This is a genomic window from Anaerocolumna sp. MB42-C2 (assembly GCF_030913705.1).
GTDB lineage: Bacteria > Bacillota > Clostridia > Lachnospirales > Lachnospiraceae > Anaerocolumna.
In genome coordinates this window covers 4,043,014-4,059,126 of sequence record NZ_CP133190.1, presented here as the reverse complement: position 1 = coordinate 4,059,126, position 16,113 = coordinate 4,043,014, and the positions used below count along the sequence as shown (strand labels likewise).

The following is a 16,113-nucleotide window of genomic DNA, read 5'->3' as shown; positions in this document are numbered from 1 at the left end:
ACAATGATTATTTTCCTTTACATTTATTATAGATCAGTCTTAACCCTTGTAAGGTCAGATTTGGATCAAATATTTGAATTACATCCGTTGCTTCTGCGATAATTTTGCCTAATCCGCCGGTTGCGATAACTTTGATTCCCTGTATCCCGGATTCTTCAATTATCTTTTTAACAATGTATTCTGTTTGTCCAATATAACCATACACTAACCCGGCCTGCATGCTGGATATGGTTTCCTTGGCTAAAATGGACGCAGGTTTCTTGATTTCGATCTCGGGCAGTTTAGCGGTTTCATTCCATAAAGCATCTGCACAGATACGAATACCCGGGCTTGTAATACCCGCTAAAAAAGAACCGTCTTCTGATATTAAATCATAAGTCGTAGCTGTTCCAAAATCGATTACAATTAACGGACCACCATATATATCATAAGCTGCGACTGCGTCTACTACTCTGTCCGCTCCAATTTCTTTCGGATTAGCTGTAACCATCTTTATTCCTGTTTTTGTGCCTGCACCTACTTCTATCGGCATAAGTCCTAAATATTTAATAATACTGTTCTTTAAGGAATGCATAATTCCAGGTACAACACTTGCTATAATCACGGCCTCTATATCAGAAACTTCCACTTTTCGGTTGTTTAACAATCCGCATATGGTTAATCCATATTCATCCGAAGTTCTGGGTGTTTTTGTAGTCATACGAAAACTTGCCACCAATGCCTCGTCTTTAAAAATACCTAAAGTAATATTGGTATTGCCTACATCTAACACTAATAACATAATAATCTCCTTTCAAATATTAAAGATACAGATATAATCAATCCAATTCTTCCCCTAATAAAAAGACACGGTAGAAAAGTTCCAGTGATTCCAATAATTCCGCTTTATTCCGCTGTAATTCTTTTATCTTTAACACACTGCCTATCTCATCGAACATAATATCACCCTCATCGCTGGTTACATTGAGCATTAAGTTACCATCCTCATCAAATTCCAAGGTTAATATTCCACCCACATCCTCAGTATAAAGGACGCACATAATTTTCAGTTCTTCCTTTATACTTTCCGGCAAAGCTTTAAAATCTTCATTTAAGAAATATTTTTGTTCATATGCACTGCTGGCACACAGCACAACTTTATCTAAATACATAGAATTCCCTCCAGAAATTACTCTTGTTACCTGACTTCAATTCCACCTAATATACAAGTACCTTTTATATAAATGGTATGTGTATTATCCGTCGCAGGATACGGTGTTATTACTTTATTTTCCACTCCCCCTAAAATAGGGGTACAGTGAATCGTTACTTTTACATTATTCGGTACGTAAATATCCACGCCACCCAAGAGACAGGTCGTTTCTATCACAATATCATCATTAATAAATGCATTTCGAAGATCCATCTGAACATTACCTAATATGGAAGTTACCACTGCACCGGTAAATTCCTCATTGATAAACTGCACATTGCGACCGCTTAATAAGCAAAAATATTGGTTATATCCTCTATTATTTGTTCCTTGATTATTGTTACTGCTATAATTGCTGCTGTTTTGATTGTAATCAGCATTCGTATTGTATCCATTATCGTGATTGTTATCAGTTTCGTAATAAGTGGTATTATCCCTGCCGTAATCATCATGACCTCTTCTTTCTTTACGAAATAAGATGGAGCAGCCGATAGAAATGAAAATAAGTGCAATCATAAGTCTGGGAAACGTGTACCAATCAATAATACGCTGAACAGAACATAATAACAGGATACCAACTCCCAGTCCAAATACGGAAGAAACCCGATTCTCACTATTTACCAGGCCGATTGCACTTGGAATAATGATAAAGAGGGTCCACCACCCCGGAAAAAATAAATTAAAATTAAATACACCTACTGCTCGTCCTGCTAATGCAACACCCAGGAGAACAAAGAAAACACCCCATACCGCTTTTGACATTGTATTCTTCATTTGATCTACACTCCCTTAAAATGCCTACTAATAACTTATATCATATATGGAAAACCTGAATAATTCAAGACAAAGTTCGATAGATGGTCCCCAAATCACACATAACCATACACTCCTCTGACAGATACTTCTCCGGACATTACAGTTTTTATTACCGTTTTTTTCTCTCCCGTAATCATTTCCTCGGTTTGTACCAATAATGCACCTGTCTCATTAATCCCAAGGGCAAGCCCGATATATTCCGAATTGCTTCCAATAATTTTTACCTGTCGGTTTCTATTTATAAGCATTTTATTATAATCATGAATAAGTCCCTTTAAATTTTCCTCTTTGGCGAATATGCCATAATAACTTTCGAAATATAACATAATAGCGGCAATCAGACTGGTACGTTCTATTTCCTTACCACTTTCCAGTTTTAGTGAAGTAGCTGTAATTTTTAATTCCTCTGAAAAGAGATCTCTGTTAGCATTAATACCGATTCCTATTACAATACATTCCAGTTTTTCATTTATGGTACTCATCTCCGTTAAAATACCGCAGACTTTTTTGCCATTTATAACAATATCGTTGGGCCATTTTATAAAACTGTTAAGCCCGGTAACTTTTCTGATACCCTGATTAACTGCTAGTGCGGTTACCAAGGTAAGCATGGAGGCATGCTCTATACGAATATCAGGCTGCAATATTAAACTCATCCAGATTCCGTCACCCTTAGGGGAACTCCAATTCCGTCCAAGACGCCCTCTGCCGGCATTCTGTTGTTCAGCCAATACCAGCGTACCATGATTGTCCGGCTTCTTACCCAGTTGTTTTGCAATAACATTCGTAGAATCCACTTCATTATAATATGCTACCTTTTTTCCAATACATTTTGTGGTCATTTGCTTCTCAATGAAAGAAGAATCCAACTGTTCATACTGGTCTTTTGTAATTTCTTTCATTATTGCTTTTGTTGTTTCTTTTGTTATTTCTTTACTCATTTTTGTTATCCTTTGCCTTGTATTATATCTGATTTTCTCTATTCTTAATAATAGAGAAAGGCCGTTACAGAGTCAAGCTTTATCTGTAACAGCCAATATGATTCTTTATTTTATTTTAATTCTAATTACCTAAAGTAGCTACCATCACCGCTTTTATTGTATGCATGCGATTCTCTGCTTCATCAAAAACCACGTCGGCATGTTTCTCAAAAACATCCTCTGTCACTTCATTCCCTTTAACCGCCGGTAAGCAATGTAAAAATATAGTGTTATCCTTGCCTGTTTTATCCATTAACTGTTGATTTACCTGGAAAGGTTTTAACAGGGCAATCCGCTCAGCCGCTAATGCTTCTTCTCCCATGGAACACCAAACGTCCGTATAAATTGCATCAGCGCCTTTGACAGCTTCTAATTCATCCGTTATGGTAATGGTTCCCTGTGAGTCTTTCGCATAGGCCTTGCAGAGCGTAACCAATTCCTCCCCCGGCCATAGGGATTTTGGAGCTAATATTGTGAAATGAAGCCCTAATTTAGAGGAACCGATCATTAAGCTGTTAGCCATATTATTTCTTCCGTCTCCGGTATAAACGAAATGCAAACCCTTTAAATGACCGAATTGTTCTTTCAGAGTAAGAAAATCAGCTAAGATCTGTGTCGGATGATAGCTGTCCGTTAACCCGTTCCATACCGGAACACCGCTGTATTTCGCTAATTTTTCCACAGTCTCCTGTTTGAAGCCACGAAATTCGATACCATCAAACATTCTTCCAAGAACCCGTGCAGTATCCTCAACACTTTCTTTATATCCTAACTGAATATCATCCTTACCTAAATACTCCGGATGACCACCCTCATCTATACACCCTACGGTAAAGGCACATCTGGTTCTTGTAGATGGTTTTTCGAATATTAATGCAATATTTTTTCCTTTTAAACTGGATCCGGTAATTCCCTGCTTTTTCTTTGCTTTTAAGTCGGCTGCCAAGTCGATTAAATATTCAATTTCTTCCGTTGAGAAATCTTTTAATGTTAAAAAACTACGACCTTTTAAATTCATGGTTCTACCTCCCCGACGAGATGTTATTTATGTTTATTTATACACTATACTTAATTTTTATTCATTTGTCAAGATAGAAGAAACAATTTATTCTTATATAATCATCATTTTAATAATTAACATATGGAACACAGGAAACTGATATCCCCTTTTTGTTACCAATTCATATTTATCCCTGATCATTGTAATGAGATCTTCTTCCGTATAGATTCTGTATTTCGGTATTCTTAAAGTTTTTGCACTAAGTTCTAACAAACTGATATACAACTCATGATAGGTCCAATCTTTATTTAATTTCAAAGTTACAGCAAGGTTCGGGCACACAATCTCCAGAAACTTCCTTGTATTAACGGAAAGATTGGTATAATCTGCTTTGTAATATTCCAGCATAGCCATCTTTGCCGCTTCATTTACATTTACAAACTGATTGATGCTATCCTCCTCCGTGTATTTCGAATCAATGTAATATATCTTCCCCTTCAGAGAACGAAGACACCGCATCCCATCATAATAACCCACATCAATGTTACGTTTAATTTTATCCGGATTGAACTCCAGAATCCCGCCTAAATTAATTCGCGGGGCTATCTGAATAATATTCACATCCTTTGGAATTTTTACCGGCTTTTCCAAACCGATTCCATAAATTCGTACAACAATGATATCCTTATACCCTCTGTTAATTAACATATCCACCGGTACATTATTAAACATACCTCCATCCAGGTATTTCATTCCATGAAGCTTCTCATTCCGAAAAGCAGGCAAGGATGCACTTGCGATTAAATAGTCCTTTAAACTGCTTTTCTCTGCTTCCTTAGCGGTTATCTCTACTTCTTTTAATTTAGATACCAGAAAAGTTCCAAATACAAATTCAATATCGGAATCTTTTATTCTTTCCGCATCCACCCAGTTTTCGATTAAATTGCGAAGCGGACTTATATCGATACCACCGTCCGCCAGAATCCTTGTTGTATCTTTTGTTAGTTCCTTCAGACTTAAATCCTTTAAATTTCGCTTCATAAGTTTATCCATCTGCTCATCGTTTACATTCATAATAGAGGAATATGTTAAGCCTTTCCATAAGCTTTCCGCCTCTTCATAATTATCCATGCAGATTAGTGCCCCATTTAAAGCTCCGACCGAAACCCCCGAGACCCCTTTTATCTTAAGTCCATTTTCCAAAAAAGCCTTCCAGACACCAATCTGATAGGCCCCTTTGGCACCGCCGCCTTCTAAGACAACTCCATATTCCTTATTCAAGTCAAAAGTATTCCCCATTCCATTCTCCTCACAATTATATAATAATAGGTGATTGCGAAACAATATAGTTATCTACATATTCCATACAATTCGTACGAATTTTATAACTTAAGTTGCCTTTAGGGGCATGTTCACATTTATTGCGGATTTCATAGTTGCAGAGTCTCTATGTATAGAAAGGAACTGCAGCAAGATTTTATTCCATAAACTTACGTATAGAATGTTTGCAGCAGTCCCTTATGGTAATTTCTTATTCAATTGGCTGATCTGATGTACCCGGTAAATCCCGTTGAACATAATCAGCAATTAGATTTTGATCTAATATTTCTTTTGAAGTTTGTTTCAATCGTACGGCACGGTTATAATCTTCCTCATACGCGGTGGCATCTAAAGGCTGATGAGTATTAATATCCCAGGCACGGCTGCCCTCAAATACGCCCTCTCTTGATATCTCAAACATAACATTATTATGAACAAAGGAGCCTCCGAATAAATATGCCGTAAATGCTACAAAACCATCTTTGGCATTAACCAAATCCTGTCCCAGAACATAAGGTTGGTTTATATCAATACCCATGATATTCGCTACGGTTGGTAGAAAATCTATCTGTCCGCCCGTAGTAGATATGGTCTTTGTAATATTGCTATTCGGCACATGGATCATCATCGGTACTCTTAACATCTCATCATAATCGTATGTTCTGCCTAAATAATTACTCATTATTTCCGCATTATTATCCATACCTACGTTCAATCCATGATGATCGCCGTATAATGCTATTACCGTATTATCATATAGACCGGCATCTTTTAGTTCCTGAATGAACTGTCCGAAAGCTTCATCCATATAGTGAATGGTTTGTAAATAACCACCGAATTTCGTATCCGTATCTTCCTCCTTAAGTTTTAAAGTCGCATCCTTTGGATCTATTAAAAACGGATGGTGGCTGGTAAGGGTTATGATAAAACTAAAGAAAGGGCCTTTCTCTCCTTTAAAGATATCAACGGCCTGCTTAAACATAGATTTATCCGATATACCAAGTCCTATGATATCGCTGGCATTAAGATCTTCCATACTATAAAAATCTTCAAATCCCTGACCCGGATAAGCTGCTTCCCTGTTCCAGAATTCACCTTTATATCCATGTATCGCAAATGAGTGGTATCCCAGATCCCTCATAAGCCAGGGTAACCCATTAAAAGTATTATCCTGATATAATGTATAACATTCCCTGTCAATTACCGGATATAAGCTGTTTAAACTTGAAAACTCGGCATCTGCCGTATTTCCTTTTCCGATATTACTGTAGTAACGGTCAAAATAAACAGTATCTTTTTTAATAAAAGCATTTAGATTCGGCGTGAGGACCTGACCGTTATATTCAGCATTTATTACAAAATTCTGCAGTGCTTCCACCTGGATAACAACCAGATTTTTACCTAAACCGATTCCATGCAGCAGGTTACCCGGATTTTGAACTGCCACATCTTCCACAGCATCCAATACATCCTCTGCAGAAACATCATTTGTAACAATATTCTCTGTAATAGCATTATAAACATCATTTACATGATTTGTAAAAAACTCCACACTATTTACTTTGTCAATGGCAACACTGTCCAACGGATTAATAACCAACAAAGCAAAGACAGCACATAAACCCGCTACAATATATTTAATTTCTTTCTTGAAGCTCCATCCATTTTTACCCTGGTCTTCCTTAATATGTTTTTTAAAGAAGTAATAAACAAAAGGTATATCTAAATACAGCAAAAAGCTGGCAGGTATTAAAGTTGCCACAAAGCTGTCAGGAACCGCGGCTACATTAGCCGCCTGCCATAACTGCTTTATGGAAACTGTCTGATTATAATAATTATAATACATTGAATCCGCAAACATTAACAGGCTTAAAAGGCTGTAAACAATCAAAAACAGCCCCTTTTTCCTTTTTAATTTACTTCTGCTGAAACAGATGAATATAATGCCCATAGCTATGACACTTAACAAAATAAATGTTATATCCTTTAAGCTCACATCAATCAAACTATAATATATCATAAGCTTAGCAGCAAAAAGTAAAAGTATCATATAGGGTGATTTAATAATTTTCTTCACATGGATAATCATTTAGATTCTCTCTCCTTTTTAACAAAAAACAAAGAACGTTTTTTCTCCCCATTTCTAACTCTTATATATAATAGCTCATAGTTATTTTATTATCAAGGCAAGAATTCTTAAGTTTATCTTAATATGCAAGTGAAGCAAAATTACTATTAATATTTGCCAAAATCGGAACCACTTAATTTTATCTTTACCTTATTAGTATCCGCATTTAAAACCTTATCTGCTGCGGTACCGGGATTAGTCTTTTTTGTATTAGACATATTATTTAGCATTTGTATTATTTCCGGATTAAATTCATCACTTCTATTATATGTATTTTGTTTTAACTTATATTTTGATACCATTTCTTTTAAAAGGCTGGCCTGTCCGGAAAGTTCTTCCCCTGCCGCAGCACTTTCTTCCGACGTAGCTGAATTCGTCTGAACAACTTCCGATACCTGCATGATTCCCTGATTAATCTGTTCAATTCCTAAAGCCTGTTCATTAGAAGCAATGGCTATATCTCCTACAAGTCCTGCCACTTTTTCTATTCCATCCACAATTTTGGCTAATGCTAGAGCGGTATCTTTAGCGATTCTGGTTCCTCCCTCAGCTTTCTTAATGGAACCCTCAATCATCTCCGTTGTTTCTTTTGCTGCATTAGCAGAACGAGCGGCCAGATTTCTGACTTCTTCCGCAACCACTGCGAAACCTTTGCCGTGCTGTCCCGCTCTTGCAGCTTCCACTGCGGCATTTAATGCCAATATATTGGTTTGAAATGCAATTTCATCAATGACCTTGATTATCTTGGATATATTAGAAGAAGATTCATTAATATCTTCCATTGCATTTAACATATCTTTCATCTGATCATTGCCCTGTATTGCATTTGTTTTCGCATCTACTGCCAGTTCATTGGCCTGGGTTGCGTTCTCAGCATTTAATCTTGTCTGGGATGAGATTTCTTCTAAGGATGCTGTTAATTCTTCAATCGAGCTGGCCTGTTCCGTAGCTCCCTGAGACAATGCGATACTGGAATCTGACATTTGTTTGGAACTTACCGCAACTTGCTCTGAAGCAGATGCAATACCCGCAAGAACCTGATTATTATTTTCCACCATTTCATGTAATTTTTGTCCTAAAAGATCATTTTCCGAACGAATCTTTACATCTGTGGTAAGATCACCCGCAGCAATTTTTTCTGCTGTAACAGCCTGTTCTCTTATGTTTTCGATCATTCCGGTAAAGGCTTTAGCCAAAGTTCCAATTTCATCTTTGGTATTGATATCGATATTGACTTCAACATCGCCAAGGGCTAGTTTATTGGCCACTTCAACCATCTTTCTAATTGGTTTGCTGATTAAGCTTGATATGAATAATCCCAGGAAGACAGCAAATAGAACTCCGACTACAGCTATGGTTATCATCATCACGGTGGAGGTTTGGGCTGCCCCCGAATTTTTGTCGGAATTTTGTTTGGCCAATTCCAATTTTAACTCGTACATTTTATCCATAGACTGCTGAATTGTATCCGATATTTGTTTTCCCTGCGCATCCATTAAGAGTTCATACGCTTTATCCATATTGTTAGACTGTATCTGGCTGATTATTCCTTCCGATCGCTCTTTGTAATCAGCTAAGGCTTTACTTAATATATCGAAATTTTCCTGAATGGAAGCATCCTGAATCGTTTTCTTAAAAATTTCCATGGCATCGGTTAACTTTTGCTGCTGTACATTGATATCGTCAATATAGGATTGTCTTGCATCTAAATCTTTAACGATATAAAGGTTTCGAACCGATGTTCTCTGTTTTAAATAGGCATTGGTAATATTCGATAATTCAGGTAAAGTTACCGTATGTCTCTCATATAACTCTGTATCCAGTTTATCCATGTTTCTGATATTTACAATTCCAATAACACCTATAATTCCTGCAATAATAGCAACTAAAACAAACCCCGTAATTAATTTTGAAGATATCTTCATATTATTATACCATTTCATATTGCTGCCTCCTTAAGTTAATAAGATAAAAATCGTTTATTCGTATAATTCATTTAAATCATTCAACTCATTTTCCGTAAATAACTTATGACAATCAAGTAATAATTTAACACTGTTATCTACTTTCCCAATTCCTTTAATATACCTGTTTTGGAACCCTCTCCCGATTATTGGTGGTTTCTCGATATTTTGCTCCGGAATAGTAAGCACTTCGGATACACTGTCAATAATTAAGCCGATGGACATATTATCAATATCCACAACAATTACACAGGTACGGTCATTATATTCTCTTGGTTCTTTTTTAAAGCGGAGTCTTATGTCCATCACAGGTATAATTTTCCCTCTCAGATTAATTATTCCCATCATATATTCGGGGAGCTCCGGGATTTGGGTTATTGTCTGCAGCCCTATAATTTCCTTCACATATTGAATCTCAATGCCATACATTTCCTGATCCACAAAAAAGGTAAGATATTTTCCTTTCTGGGTATCTTCTTCCCAATCAATTTCGATTTCTTCCATTTTTACTCCTTTCCAAAGGTGGTTAATTTTTTATGACTTGCCGCCGATTTGATAATCCCCCCTACATCCAGAATCAGACTGATACTGCCGTCACCTAATAATGTACATCCAGCCAGAGCCTGTGTTTTCTTTAACTTCCGGATATAGTCCGGAAGAGATTTAACAACAATCTGCTGCTGACCGATTAAGCCATCAGCAAATAAACAAAAAACCTCTCCATCATGTTCCAGCATAATTATAATTCCACTGCAGATATCCTCTATCTGGGTTCTTACTGAGAATAATTTATGCAGTCTTATTACCGGATAACATAAACCTCTTATCATTATCATTTCATTCCCATCCGGGTCCGTAAACACATCCCTCTCACCCGGCCGGAAAGATTCCTTTATGGACATGGTAGGAATCGTATAATAAGAATTACCGATTTTAATATTCATGCCATCAATGATTGCCAGTGTAAGCGGGATTTTAACTGTTATGGTTGTACCTGCATCCGGAATACTATCAATTGAGAAAACCGTTTATTGCCTCAATATTCTTCATAACGACATCCATTCCCACACCGCGTCCAGAATACTCTGATATCTTATCTTTCGTTGAGAAACCAGGCAGGAATATTAAATTAAATATCTCTTTATCCGTTAATTGTTCTGACTTATCCGGAAGAAGTGCTTTCTCTGCCGCTTTTTTCAGAATTACATCCTTATTTAGTCCTTTTCCATCATCTTTTACTATAACCAGTACATCACTGCCGGAATTTCTGGCCTCCAAAGTAATTGTTCCAGGCCTGGGCTTTCCTTTCTTCAAACGCTCATCCGGTTTCTCAATCCCGTGATCAAGAGCGTTTCTTACCAGATGCATTAAAGGGTCAGAAATATGCTCAATAATATTCTTATCAACTTCAGTATTCTCACCAATAATTTCCAGTTTTACTTCTTTATTCAGATCTTTACTCATATCCCGTACAATTCTGAGCATTTTACGAAAAGTTGGTGATAGGGAGACCATTCTTACCGACATGACCATATCCTGCATTTCACCAGTAATTTTACTAAGGTGCCTGGATGCTTTTTTAAAGTTTTCAAGCTCAAGTCCGTACAAATCCGGATTCTGTATTACCATTGCTTCCGCAATCACCATCTCACCGACCAGATCCATAAGTCTATCCAGTTTCGCCACATTCACGCTTATGATACTTTGCTGTATGGAAGCCGGTTGATTCTCTTTTACCGTAATAGTATCTTGGGCAGTTTCTTTAGTCGATTGAAGAGAATCTGTATCTTGATATGTAATTTCGTCAATTTTACTGCATATTGGTAAATTATCGTCCATTTGATTAAGCTGAATCAGATCCAGACTTTTTAAAAAAGCTGTCTTCATTAGAAATTCGTAAAGTATTTTATATTCGTAATTTGATTTAAATTTGATAATAAAACCATTCTGGCGTATAACATTAGAGCTGAAATCATCTTCCAGTATGTCCTCAGGAATATAACTGATTTCGGCGGCTTTATCATTAAGATCACGAATAACGGAAAATGCACGCATATTCTCCATCTCACACTCTTCTTCAAAGTGGATAAGAGCCCTATATTCATATGTGCAGGAAACATTTTCTCCTGCGTTTGGCAGTTCCTCTATTATGGTATTTTCCCCAGTCTCCTTTATTATCGAAACGTGTGAACTATTTTTTTCTTTAAGATTGGTTAAAAGGCCTTTTAATATTTCGATAAGCATATCAGGGTTACCATTTGCAGGTAGTCCTTGCTTTATTTTTTCTGTTTCTTCTTTTATAAAATCGATACTTTTTAGAATGATGTCAGAAAGAGCTGAGTAATTTATGAGTTTCGGTTTCTCAGCTCTGAGAAAATAGAATAAATCTTCAATGGAATGTGCCAGAGTAGAAATCGGATAAAATTGCATCATAGCCGATGAACCCTTTATCGTATGCATAATACGAAAAATTTCGTTTATTGCTTCTAAAGAAAAACATTCCTTACTTTCGCAATTAAGAATAATTTGCTCTAACTGCTCTGTTAGCTGGAATGTTTCAAATAAAAACATATCTAATAAAGGGTCATTGGTATTATATTCGGAAATATTAATCACCACCTAATCTTTTTAATTATATGAGTTAATCTCCTACCATAAAATATCCGTTTAAATACTACCCATGGATAAAAAAATAACTAAGATTATGGCCATTTATCCCATATCTGGACATATTTAACTCAAGCATAGGTTACAATATTGTTGTCGGTTTGTCAATATATAATATATTATGTCGAATTATAGGTTTTGTTACTGTTCACAGGCAACAACGCGAAGCGTGTTATTGTTCACGAAATTGCTGCTTTTTGCAGGGAAGTGAACAGTAACGGTTTTCTTGATGTCCCTCATTATAGAATACAAAAAAAACATGAATTCCTCTTGATAGAAATTCATGTTTTTTATAGTTTTATAATTTATTTATTCGGCGATATTTGTATCATTCCCGACTTCCGTTAAGGATTTTACCAATCCTGCAATACCCTGAATCTCAGAGGGGATAATTATTTTAGTAGCTTTTCCATCAGCAGCTTTCGCAAATGCTTCCAGACTCTTTAGCTGAAGAACAGCATTACCCGGATTGGAGTCATTTAAGAAACGAATACCGTCTGCATTGGCTTTTTGCACTGCAAGAATTGCTTCTGCCTGGCCTTCTGCTTCTCTTATAGTGGCTTCTTTCTTCGCTTCTGCACGTAAGATAGCTGCTTCTTTATCCGCTTCTGCTTGGAGAATAACAGACTGTTTTTTTCCTTCTGATACAAGAATCGCAGAAGTTTTTTCTCCTTCAGCTCGTAAGATAGCTTCTCTTCTCTCCCGTTCTGCTTTCATCTGCTTTTCCATTGCATCCTGAATTGCCGCAGGTGGTATAATATTCTTTAATTCAACCCGGTTAACCTTTATTCCCCAGGGATCCGTTGCCACATCAAGAGCTACCCTCATTTTAGTATTGATAATTTCTCTTGAAGTTAATGTCTGGTCCAGTTCCAGATCACCGATAATATTTCTTAATGTAGTTGCGGTTAAATTCTCTATTGCCATGATGGGCCGTTCAACACCATAAGCAAATAATTTAGGATCAGTAATCTGAAAAAATACTACCGTGTCTATCTTCATGGTGACATTATCTTTTGTAATAACAGGCTGGGGTGCAAAATCTACAACTTGCTCCTTCAGCAGTACTTTTTTTGCTATCCTGTCAATAAAAGGAACTTTTATATGGATACCAACATTCCAGGTAGCCTGATACCCCCCGAGCCTTTCAACTACATATGCATGGGCCTGAGGTACAATTTTAATACAGGATGCCAATACCACCAGTACAAGCACCACAAATACTATTAATACATATTCCATAATTATAAATCCTCCACTTCTTCAACTATTAATTTAACACCTGCTATATCTTTTATTATGACCCGTTTACCCTGTTCAATAATATTCTGATTGTTTAATGCCCTTGCTGTCCATTCCTGGCCATTAATGGTCACCTGTCCGGAATTATTAAAATTATCGACCTTCTCAATTACTTTACCATGACGACCAATCAGGCTTTCATAATTTGTTTTAACCCGCTGCTTATTAAAAAACCTTTGCGCAATGGGTCTGGTAAAAAATAAAAGTACTAACGAAACTATAATAAAAGCTGAAAATTCTAAGATAAAGTTATCCGTTACCAGGGACAATAAAAATGCAATTAATGCTCCGCCGGCAAACCAGATTGTAGTAAGACCTAATGTAGCAATCTCTATCACTAAAAAAACTGCTAATGCAATTAACCAATAACTTGAATTCATACTTTACCCCCTTCCATTTTCTATCCATACTTTGATTTTACAGCAACATGATTAAATTTACAAGGATATTTCCTGGATTTTACTTTATTTAATCTATTTCTAATTTGGTTTTAATGTAAAAGTAAAGAATTCTTTACTTAATCCGGATTTTAAAAACCTAATATGATAATCTGACATAAATAAAAGATAAGCTGCCTTTATCATTTATCCGGTCTTAAATTATTATATATTTAATATCGGGTAAAATCTGATTAATCTTAATAATTTCCAATCACACTTTTTTTATTCTAAAGTACCTGAATCCTGATTATTTTTTCTTTTTTGACGATATACCTCATACATTAGTATTGCGGCAGCAATGGCAGCATTTAAGGATTCCACACTGCCCTCCATTGGAATTTTGACATATTGATCAGACATATCTGCTATTTCATCACTTAATCCGTTGGCTTCATTCCCTATTAATATAGCACATTTCTCCGGATAGTTTACTTCATCATAATTATAGTCCGTATTTAAATGCGCCGCATAGACAGGAATATGATTTCTTTTTATCTGATTTAAAGTTTGCTTAAAATCTTCAACATATATAAAGGGCATACGATATATAGCACCCATTGTCGATCGGATTACCTTGGGATTGTACATATCAACGGAAGTTTTACTTATTATAATTCCGGTAAAACCTGCACCTTCTGCAGTTCGAATAATAGTTCCAAGATTACCTGGATCACGGATGTCTTCCAGCAGCAATAAATTAGCATGTGAATCAGTAATTATTTTATCCAAATCATAAACCGGTTTTTTAACGATTGCCATAATACCCTGAGGAGTTAACGTATCCGAGGCTTCTTTTAAAACTCCGTCAGCCACAACCTCATAAGGAAATCCTTTAAAATACTCTGCGTCCTCTGCAAGCTTTTCATTGTAGTACATTTCCGAAACATAGGCTTTAATCAGATATCCGCCGTCTTTTGATTCTTCAAACATTTTAATACCTTCCGTTACAAAAGCTCCCTGCTCCGTCCTTGTCTTAGATTTTTTTTGTAATTGTATAATATTTTTAATTTGTGAATTGGATGAACTGGTAATCATACTGGCTCCTTCTTTTTATCATATAAAAAACCTTCCTGTCTACCGGGTAAGTTCTGGAAGGTTTATATTTCTATTCAGGTTATATTAAGCTCTGATAAGTTTTATGTACCTTATTATAGGTCAATTTAAACAACCTGTCAATTTTTCGATAGTGTTTTTTCAATGGCATTTAAGTAGCAAATTATTCCTATTACGACAACATTCGATTGAATTCTCCCTGTTTTTCTTCTATACTTAATTTGTATAATAGGGAGGTAAACATAAATATGAAAACAGAATTAGCACGAGTATCTGAACAACTGGGCTTATCCTATGACAAGCAGGTTAAAGTGATGTGGGGTCTTTATAAAGGTTATAAGGTTGCAGTGAAAGAAGATCCGCATAACCGCCGCTACTACGTCAGTCTTCCGATAAAAGCATCTGACTATACTCAGGGCAATAAAATGGATGACTTCATTCGAACACTTTCATATGACAAGAAGTTGATTAAAAAAGTATTCTTAGAGGGATATTGTCTTAATTTAGAAGTTAATATGACCGGGAAGGCAAAAAGCAATCAGAATAATATTCTTTCTGTATTGGATAAGGTTATTGAATTCGCAAGGGATAATGCATATGATACCTGTTGTGAGATATGTGGGGAGGTTACGGAAGTCTCCACCTATATGATTAATGGAAAAACCTTATGCGGATGTGAAAATTGTTATAACAAAACAATCGACAGTTTAGATGATTTAAAAGAAGCTGTAAAAAGAAAAAAAGGAAATGTGATCACAGGCCTGGTAGGCGCCTTAATCGGCTCTTTAATTGGAGTAGCCCTTTGGGTTGCCATATATGCACTTGGCTACATTGCTACCATATGTGGAATCGTTTTAGCGGTGTGTATCATCAAGGGCTTTGAATTATTTGGCGGTAAGCTGAATCTCTTAGGTTTCGTTTCTACTATAGCAATCACAATAATTATGGTATATGCCGCAACCTACATATCCTATGGATATTCTATATATGATGCTTTTAAAGATACCGATAATATTGATATTTTTTCAGCTATCCGGTCTGTCAAAAGCTTTATCAGTGAGTATCCGGAAATCAGCAGATCTTTTTATGCCGATCTGGCAACAGGATATCTTTTTACTGCCGTTGGTACTGTCTCTACCTTTATTTCTGCTTATCAGAGCAGCAGTGGAAAATATATTACCAAGAAATTAATTGGTTAATGCCTATGGGCGGCTGTAATTATAGAACATATCTTTCTCTTAGACATGTTTT

At 36.2% G+C, this 16,113-nt stretch carries 15 protein-coding genes; 1 reads left to right on the top strand and 14 read right to left on the bottom strand.

What is annotated here, in order from left to right; translation table 11 throughout:
- Window positions 1-7 precede the first annotated feature (7 nt).
- The 14 genes from RBU59_RS18140 to RBU59_RS18075 all read right to left on the bottom strand — a co-directional run bounded on the left by RBU59_RS18140 (window position 8) and on the right by RBU59_RS18075 (window position 14,844).
- Window positions 8-781 carry a type III pantothenate kinase gene (locus RBU59_RS18140; protein ID WP_308143896.1) on the bottom strand — a complete coding sequence of 258 codons (774 nt, stop codon included), beginning with the start codon at window positions 779-781 and terminating at the stop codon, window positions 8-10.
- 37 nt (window positions 782-818) lie between these two features.
- Window positions 819-1,151, bottom strand: coding sequence for a DUF6145 family protein (locus tag RBU59_RS18135; protein WP_308143895.1), 333 nt, complete (start codon window positions 1,149-1,151; stop codon window positions 819-821).
- A gap of 26 nt (window positions 1,152-1,177) precedes the next feature.
- The gene (locus tag RBU59_RS18130; RefSeq protein WP_308143894.1) at window positions 1,178-1,966 is read right to left on the bottom strand and encodes a LiaF transmembrane domain-containing protein; all 789 of its coding nucleotides are present in this window, start codon (window positions 1,964-1,966) and stop codon (window positions 1,178-1,180) included.
- A gap of 95 nt (window positions 1,967-2,061) precedes the next feature.
- Window positions 2,062-2,949 carry a biotin--[acetyl-CoA-carboxylase] ligase gene (locus tag RBU59_RS18125; protein ID WP_308143893.1) on the bottom strand — a complete coding sequence of 296 codons (888 nt, stop codon included), beginning with the start codon at window positions 2,947-2,949 and terminating at the stop codon, window positions 2,062-2,064.
- A 121-nt stretch (window positions 2,950-3,070) separates the two neighbouring features.
- Window positions 3,071-4,006 (bottom strand): ornithine carbamoyltransferase, encoded by a 936-nt coding sequence (gene argF, locus RBU59_RS18120; RefSeq protein ID WP_308143892.1) that lies wholly within the window; start codon window positions 4,004-4,006, stop codon window positions 3,071-3,073.
- A 93-nt stretch (window positions 4,007-4,099) separates the two neighbouring features.
- Window positions 4,100-5,287, bottom strand: coding sequence for a patatin-like phospholipase family protein (locus RBU59_RS18115; protein ID WP_308143891.1), 1,188 nt, complete (start codon window positions 5,285-5,287; stop codon window positions 4,100-4,102).
- Window positions 5,288-5,519: 232 nt separating this feature from the next.
- Window positions 5,520-7,397, bottom strand: coding sequence for an LTA synthase family protein (locus RBU59_RS18110; RefSeq protein ID WP_308143890.1), 1,878 nt, complete (start codon window positions 7,395-7,397; stop codon window positions 5,520-5,522).
- A 146-nt stretch (window positions 7,398-7,543) separates the two neighbouring features.
- On the bottom strand, window positions 7,544-9,379 hold the full coding sequence (locus RBU59_RS18105; protein WP_308143889.1) for a methyl-accepting chemotaxis protein: 1,836 nt from the start codon (window positions 9,377-9,379) through the stop codon (window positions 7,544-7,546).
- A gap of 36 nt (window positions 9,380-9,415) precedes the next feature.
- Entirely contained in the window at window positions 9,416-9,904 is a 489-nt protein-coding gene (locus tag RBU59_RS18100; RefSeq protein ID WP_308143888.1) for a chemotaxis protein CheW, read from the bottom strand.
- Between the two features lie 2 nt (window positions 9,905-9,906).
- Window positions 9,907-10,344, bottom strand: a complete 438-nt coding sequence (locus RBU59_RS18095) for a chemotaxis protein CheW (protein WP_308143887.1) — start codon at window positions 10,342-10,344, stop codon at window positions 9,907-9,909.
- A 67-nt stretch (window positions 10,345-10,411) separates the two neighbouring features.
- Entirely contained in the window at window positions 10,412-12,016 is a 1,605-nt protein-coding gene (locus RBU59_RS18090) for a chemotaxis protein CheA (RefSeq protein ID WP_308143886.1), read from the bottom strand.
- 360 nt (window positions 12,017-12,376) lie between these two features.
- Window positions 12,377-13,309, bottom strand: coding sequence for an SPFH domain-containing protein (locus RBU59_RS18085; RefSeq protein WP_308143885.1), 933 nt, complete (start codon window positions 13,307-13,309; stop codon window positions 12,377-12,379).
- Between the two features lie 2 nt (window positions 13,310-13,311).
- Window positions 13,312-13,749, bottom strand: coding sequence for an NfeD family protein (locus RBU59_RS18080; RefSeq protein WP_308143884.1), 438 nt, complete (start codon window positions 13,747-13,749; stop codon window positions 13,312-13,314).
- 282 nt (window positions 13,750-14,031) lie between these two features.
- Entirely contained in the window at window positions 14,032-14,844 is an 813-nt protein-coding gene (locus RBU59_RS18075; protein ID WP_308143883.1) for a TrmH family RNA methyltransferase, read from the bottom strand.
- Between the two features lie 266 nt (window positions 14,845-15,110).
- Here RBU59_RS18075 and RBU59_RS18070 point away from each other — a divergent pair, with 266 nt between their 5' ends.
- A complete protein-coding gene (locus RBU59_RS18070) occupies window positions 15,111-16,061 on the top strand; it encodes a DUF1097 domain-containing protein (RefSeq protein WP_308143882.1) in 951 nt (316 codons plus the stop codon).
- Window positions 16,062-16,113 lie beyond the last annotated feature (52 nt).

What these genes read in the sequence shown, in the direction of transcription:
- RBU59_RS18140 (WP_308143896.1), bottom strand. Translation starts at nt 781, where the DNA reads ATGTTATTAGTGTTAGATGTAGGCAATACCAATATTACTTTAGGTATT.
- RBU59_RS18135 (WP_308143895.1), bottom strand. Translation starts at nt 1,151, where the DNA reads ATGTATTTAGATAAAGTTGTGCTGTGTGCCAGCAGTGCATATGAACAA.
- RBU59_RS18130 (WP_308143894.1), bottom strand. Translation starts at nt 1,966, where the DNA reads ATGAAGAATACAATGTCAAAAGCGGTATGGGGTGTTTTCTTTGTTCTC.
- RBU59_RS18125 (WP_308143893.1), bottom strand. Translation starts at nt 2,949, where the DNA reads ATGAGTAAAGAAATAACAAAAGAAACAACAAAAGCAATAATGAAAGAA.
- argF (WP_308143892.1), bottom strand. Translation starts at nt 4,006, where the DNA reads ATGAATTTAAAAGGTCGTAGTTTTTTAACATTAAAAGATTTCTCAACG.
- RBU59_RS18115 (WP_308143891.1), bottom strand. Translation starts at nt 5,287, where the DNA reads ATGGGGAATACTTTTGACTTGAATAAGGAATATGGAGTTGTCTTAGAA.
- RBU59_RS18110 (WP_308143890.1), bottom strand. Translation starts at nt 7,397, where the DNA reads ATGATTATCCATGTGAAGAAAATTATTAAATCACCCTATATGATACTT.
- RBU59_RS18105 (WP_308143889.1), bottom strand. Translation starts at nt 9,379, where the DNA reads ATGAAATGGTATAATAATATGAAGATATCTTCAAAATTAATTACGGGG.
- RBU59_RS18100 (WP_308143888.1), bottom strand. Translation starts at nt 9,904, where the DNA reads ATGGAAGAAATCGAAATTGATTGGGAAGAAGATACCCAGAAAGGAAAA.
- RBU59_RS18095 (WP_308143887.1), bottom strand. Translation starts at nt 10,344, where the DNA reads ATGAATATTAAAATCGGTAATTCTTATTATACGATTCCTACCATGTCC.
- RBU59_RS18085 (WP_308143885.1), bottom strand. Translation starts at nt 13,309, where the DNA reads ATGGAATATGTATTAATAGTATTTGTGGTGCTTGTACTGGTGGTATTG.
- RBU59_RS18080 (WP_308143884.1), bottom strand. Translation starts at nt 13,749, where the DNA reads ATGAATTCAAGTTATTGGTTAATTGCATTAGCAGTTTTTTTAGTGATA.
- RBU59_RS18075 (WP_308143883.1), bottom strand. Translation starts at nt 14,844, where the DNA reads ATGATTACCAGTTCATCCAATTCACAAATTAAAAATATTATACAATTA.
- RBU59_RS18070 (WP_308143882.1), top strand. Translation starts at nt 15,111, where the DNA reads ATGAAAACAGAATTAGCACGAGTATCTGAACAACTGGGCTTATCCTAT.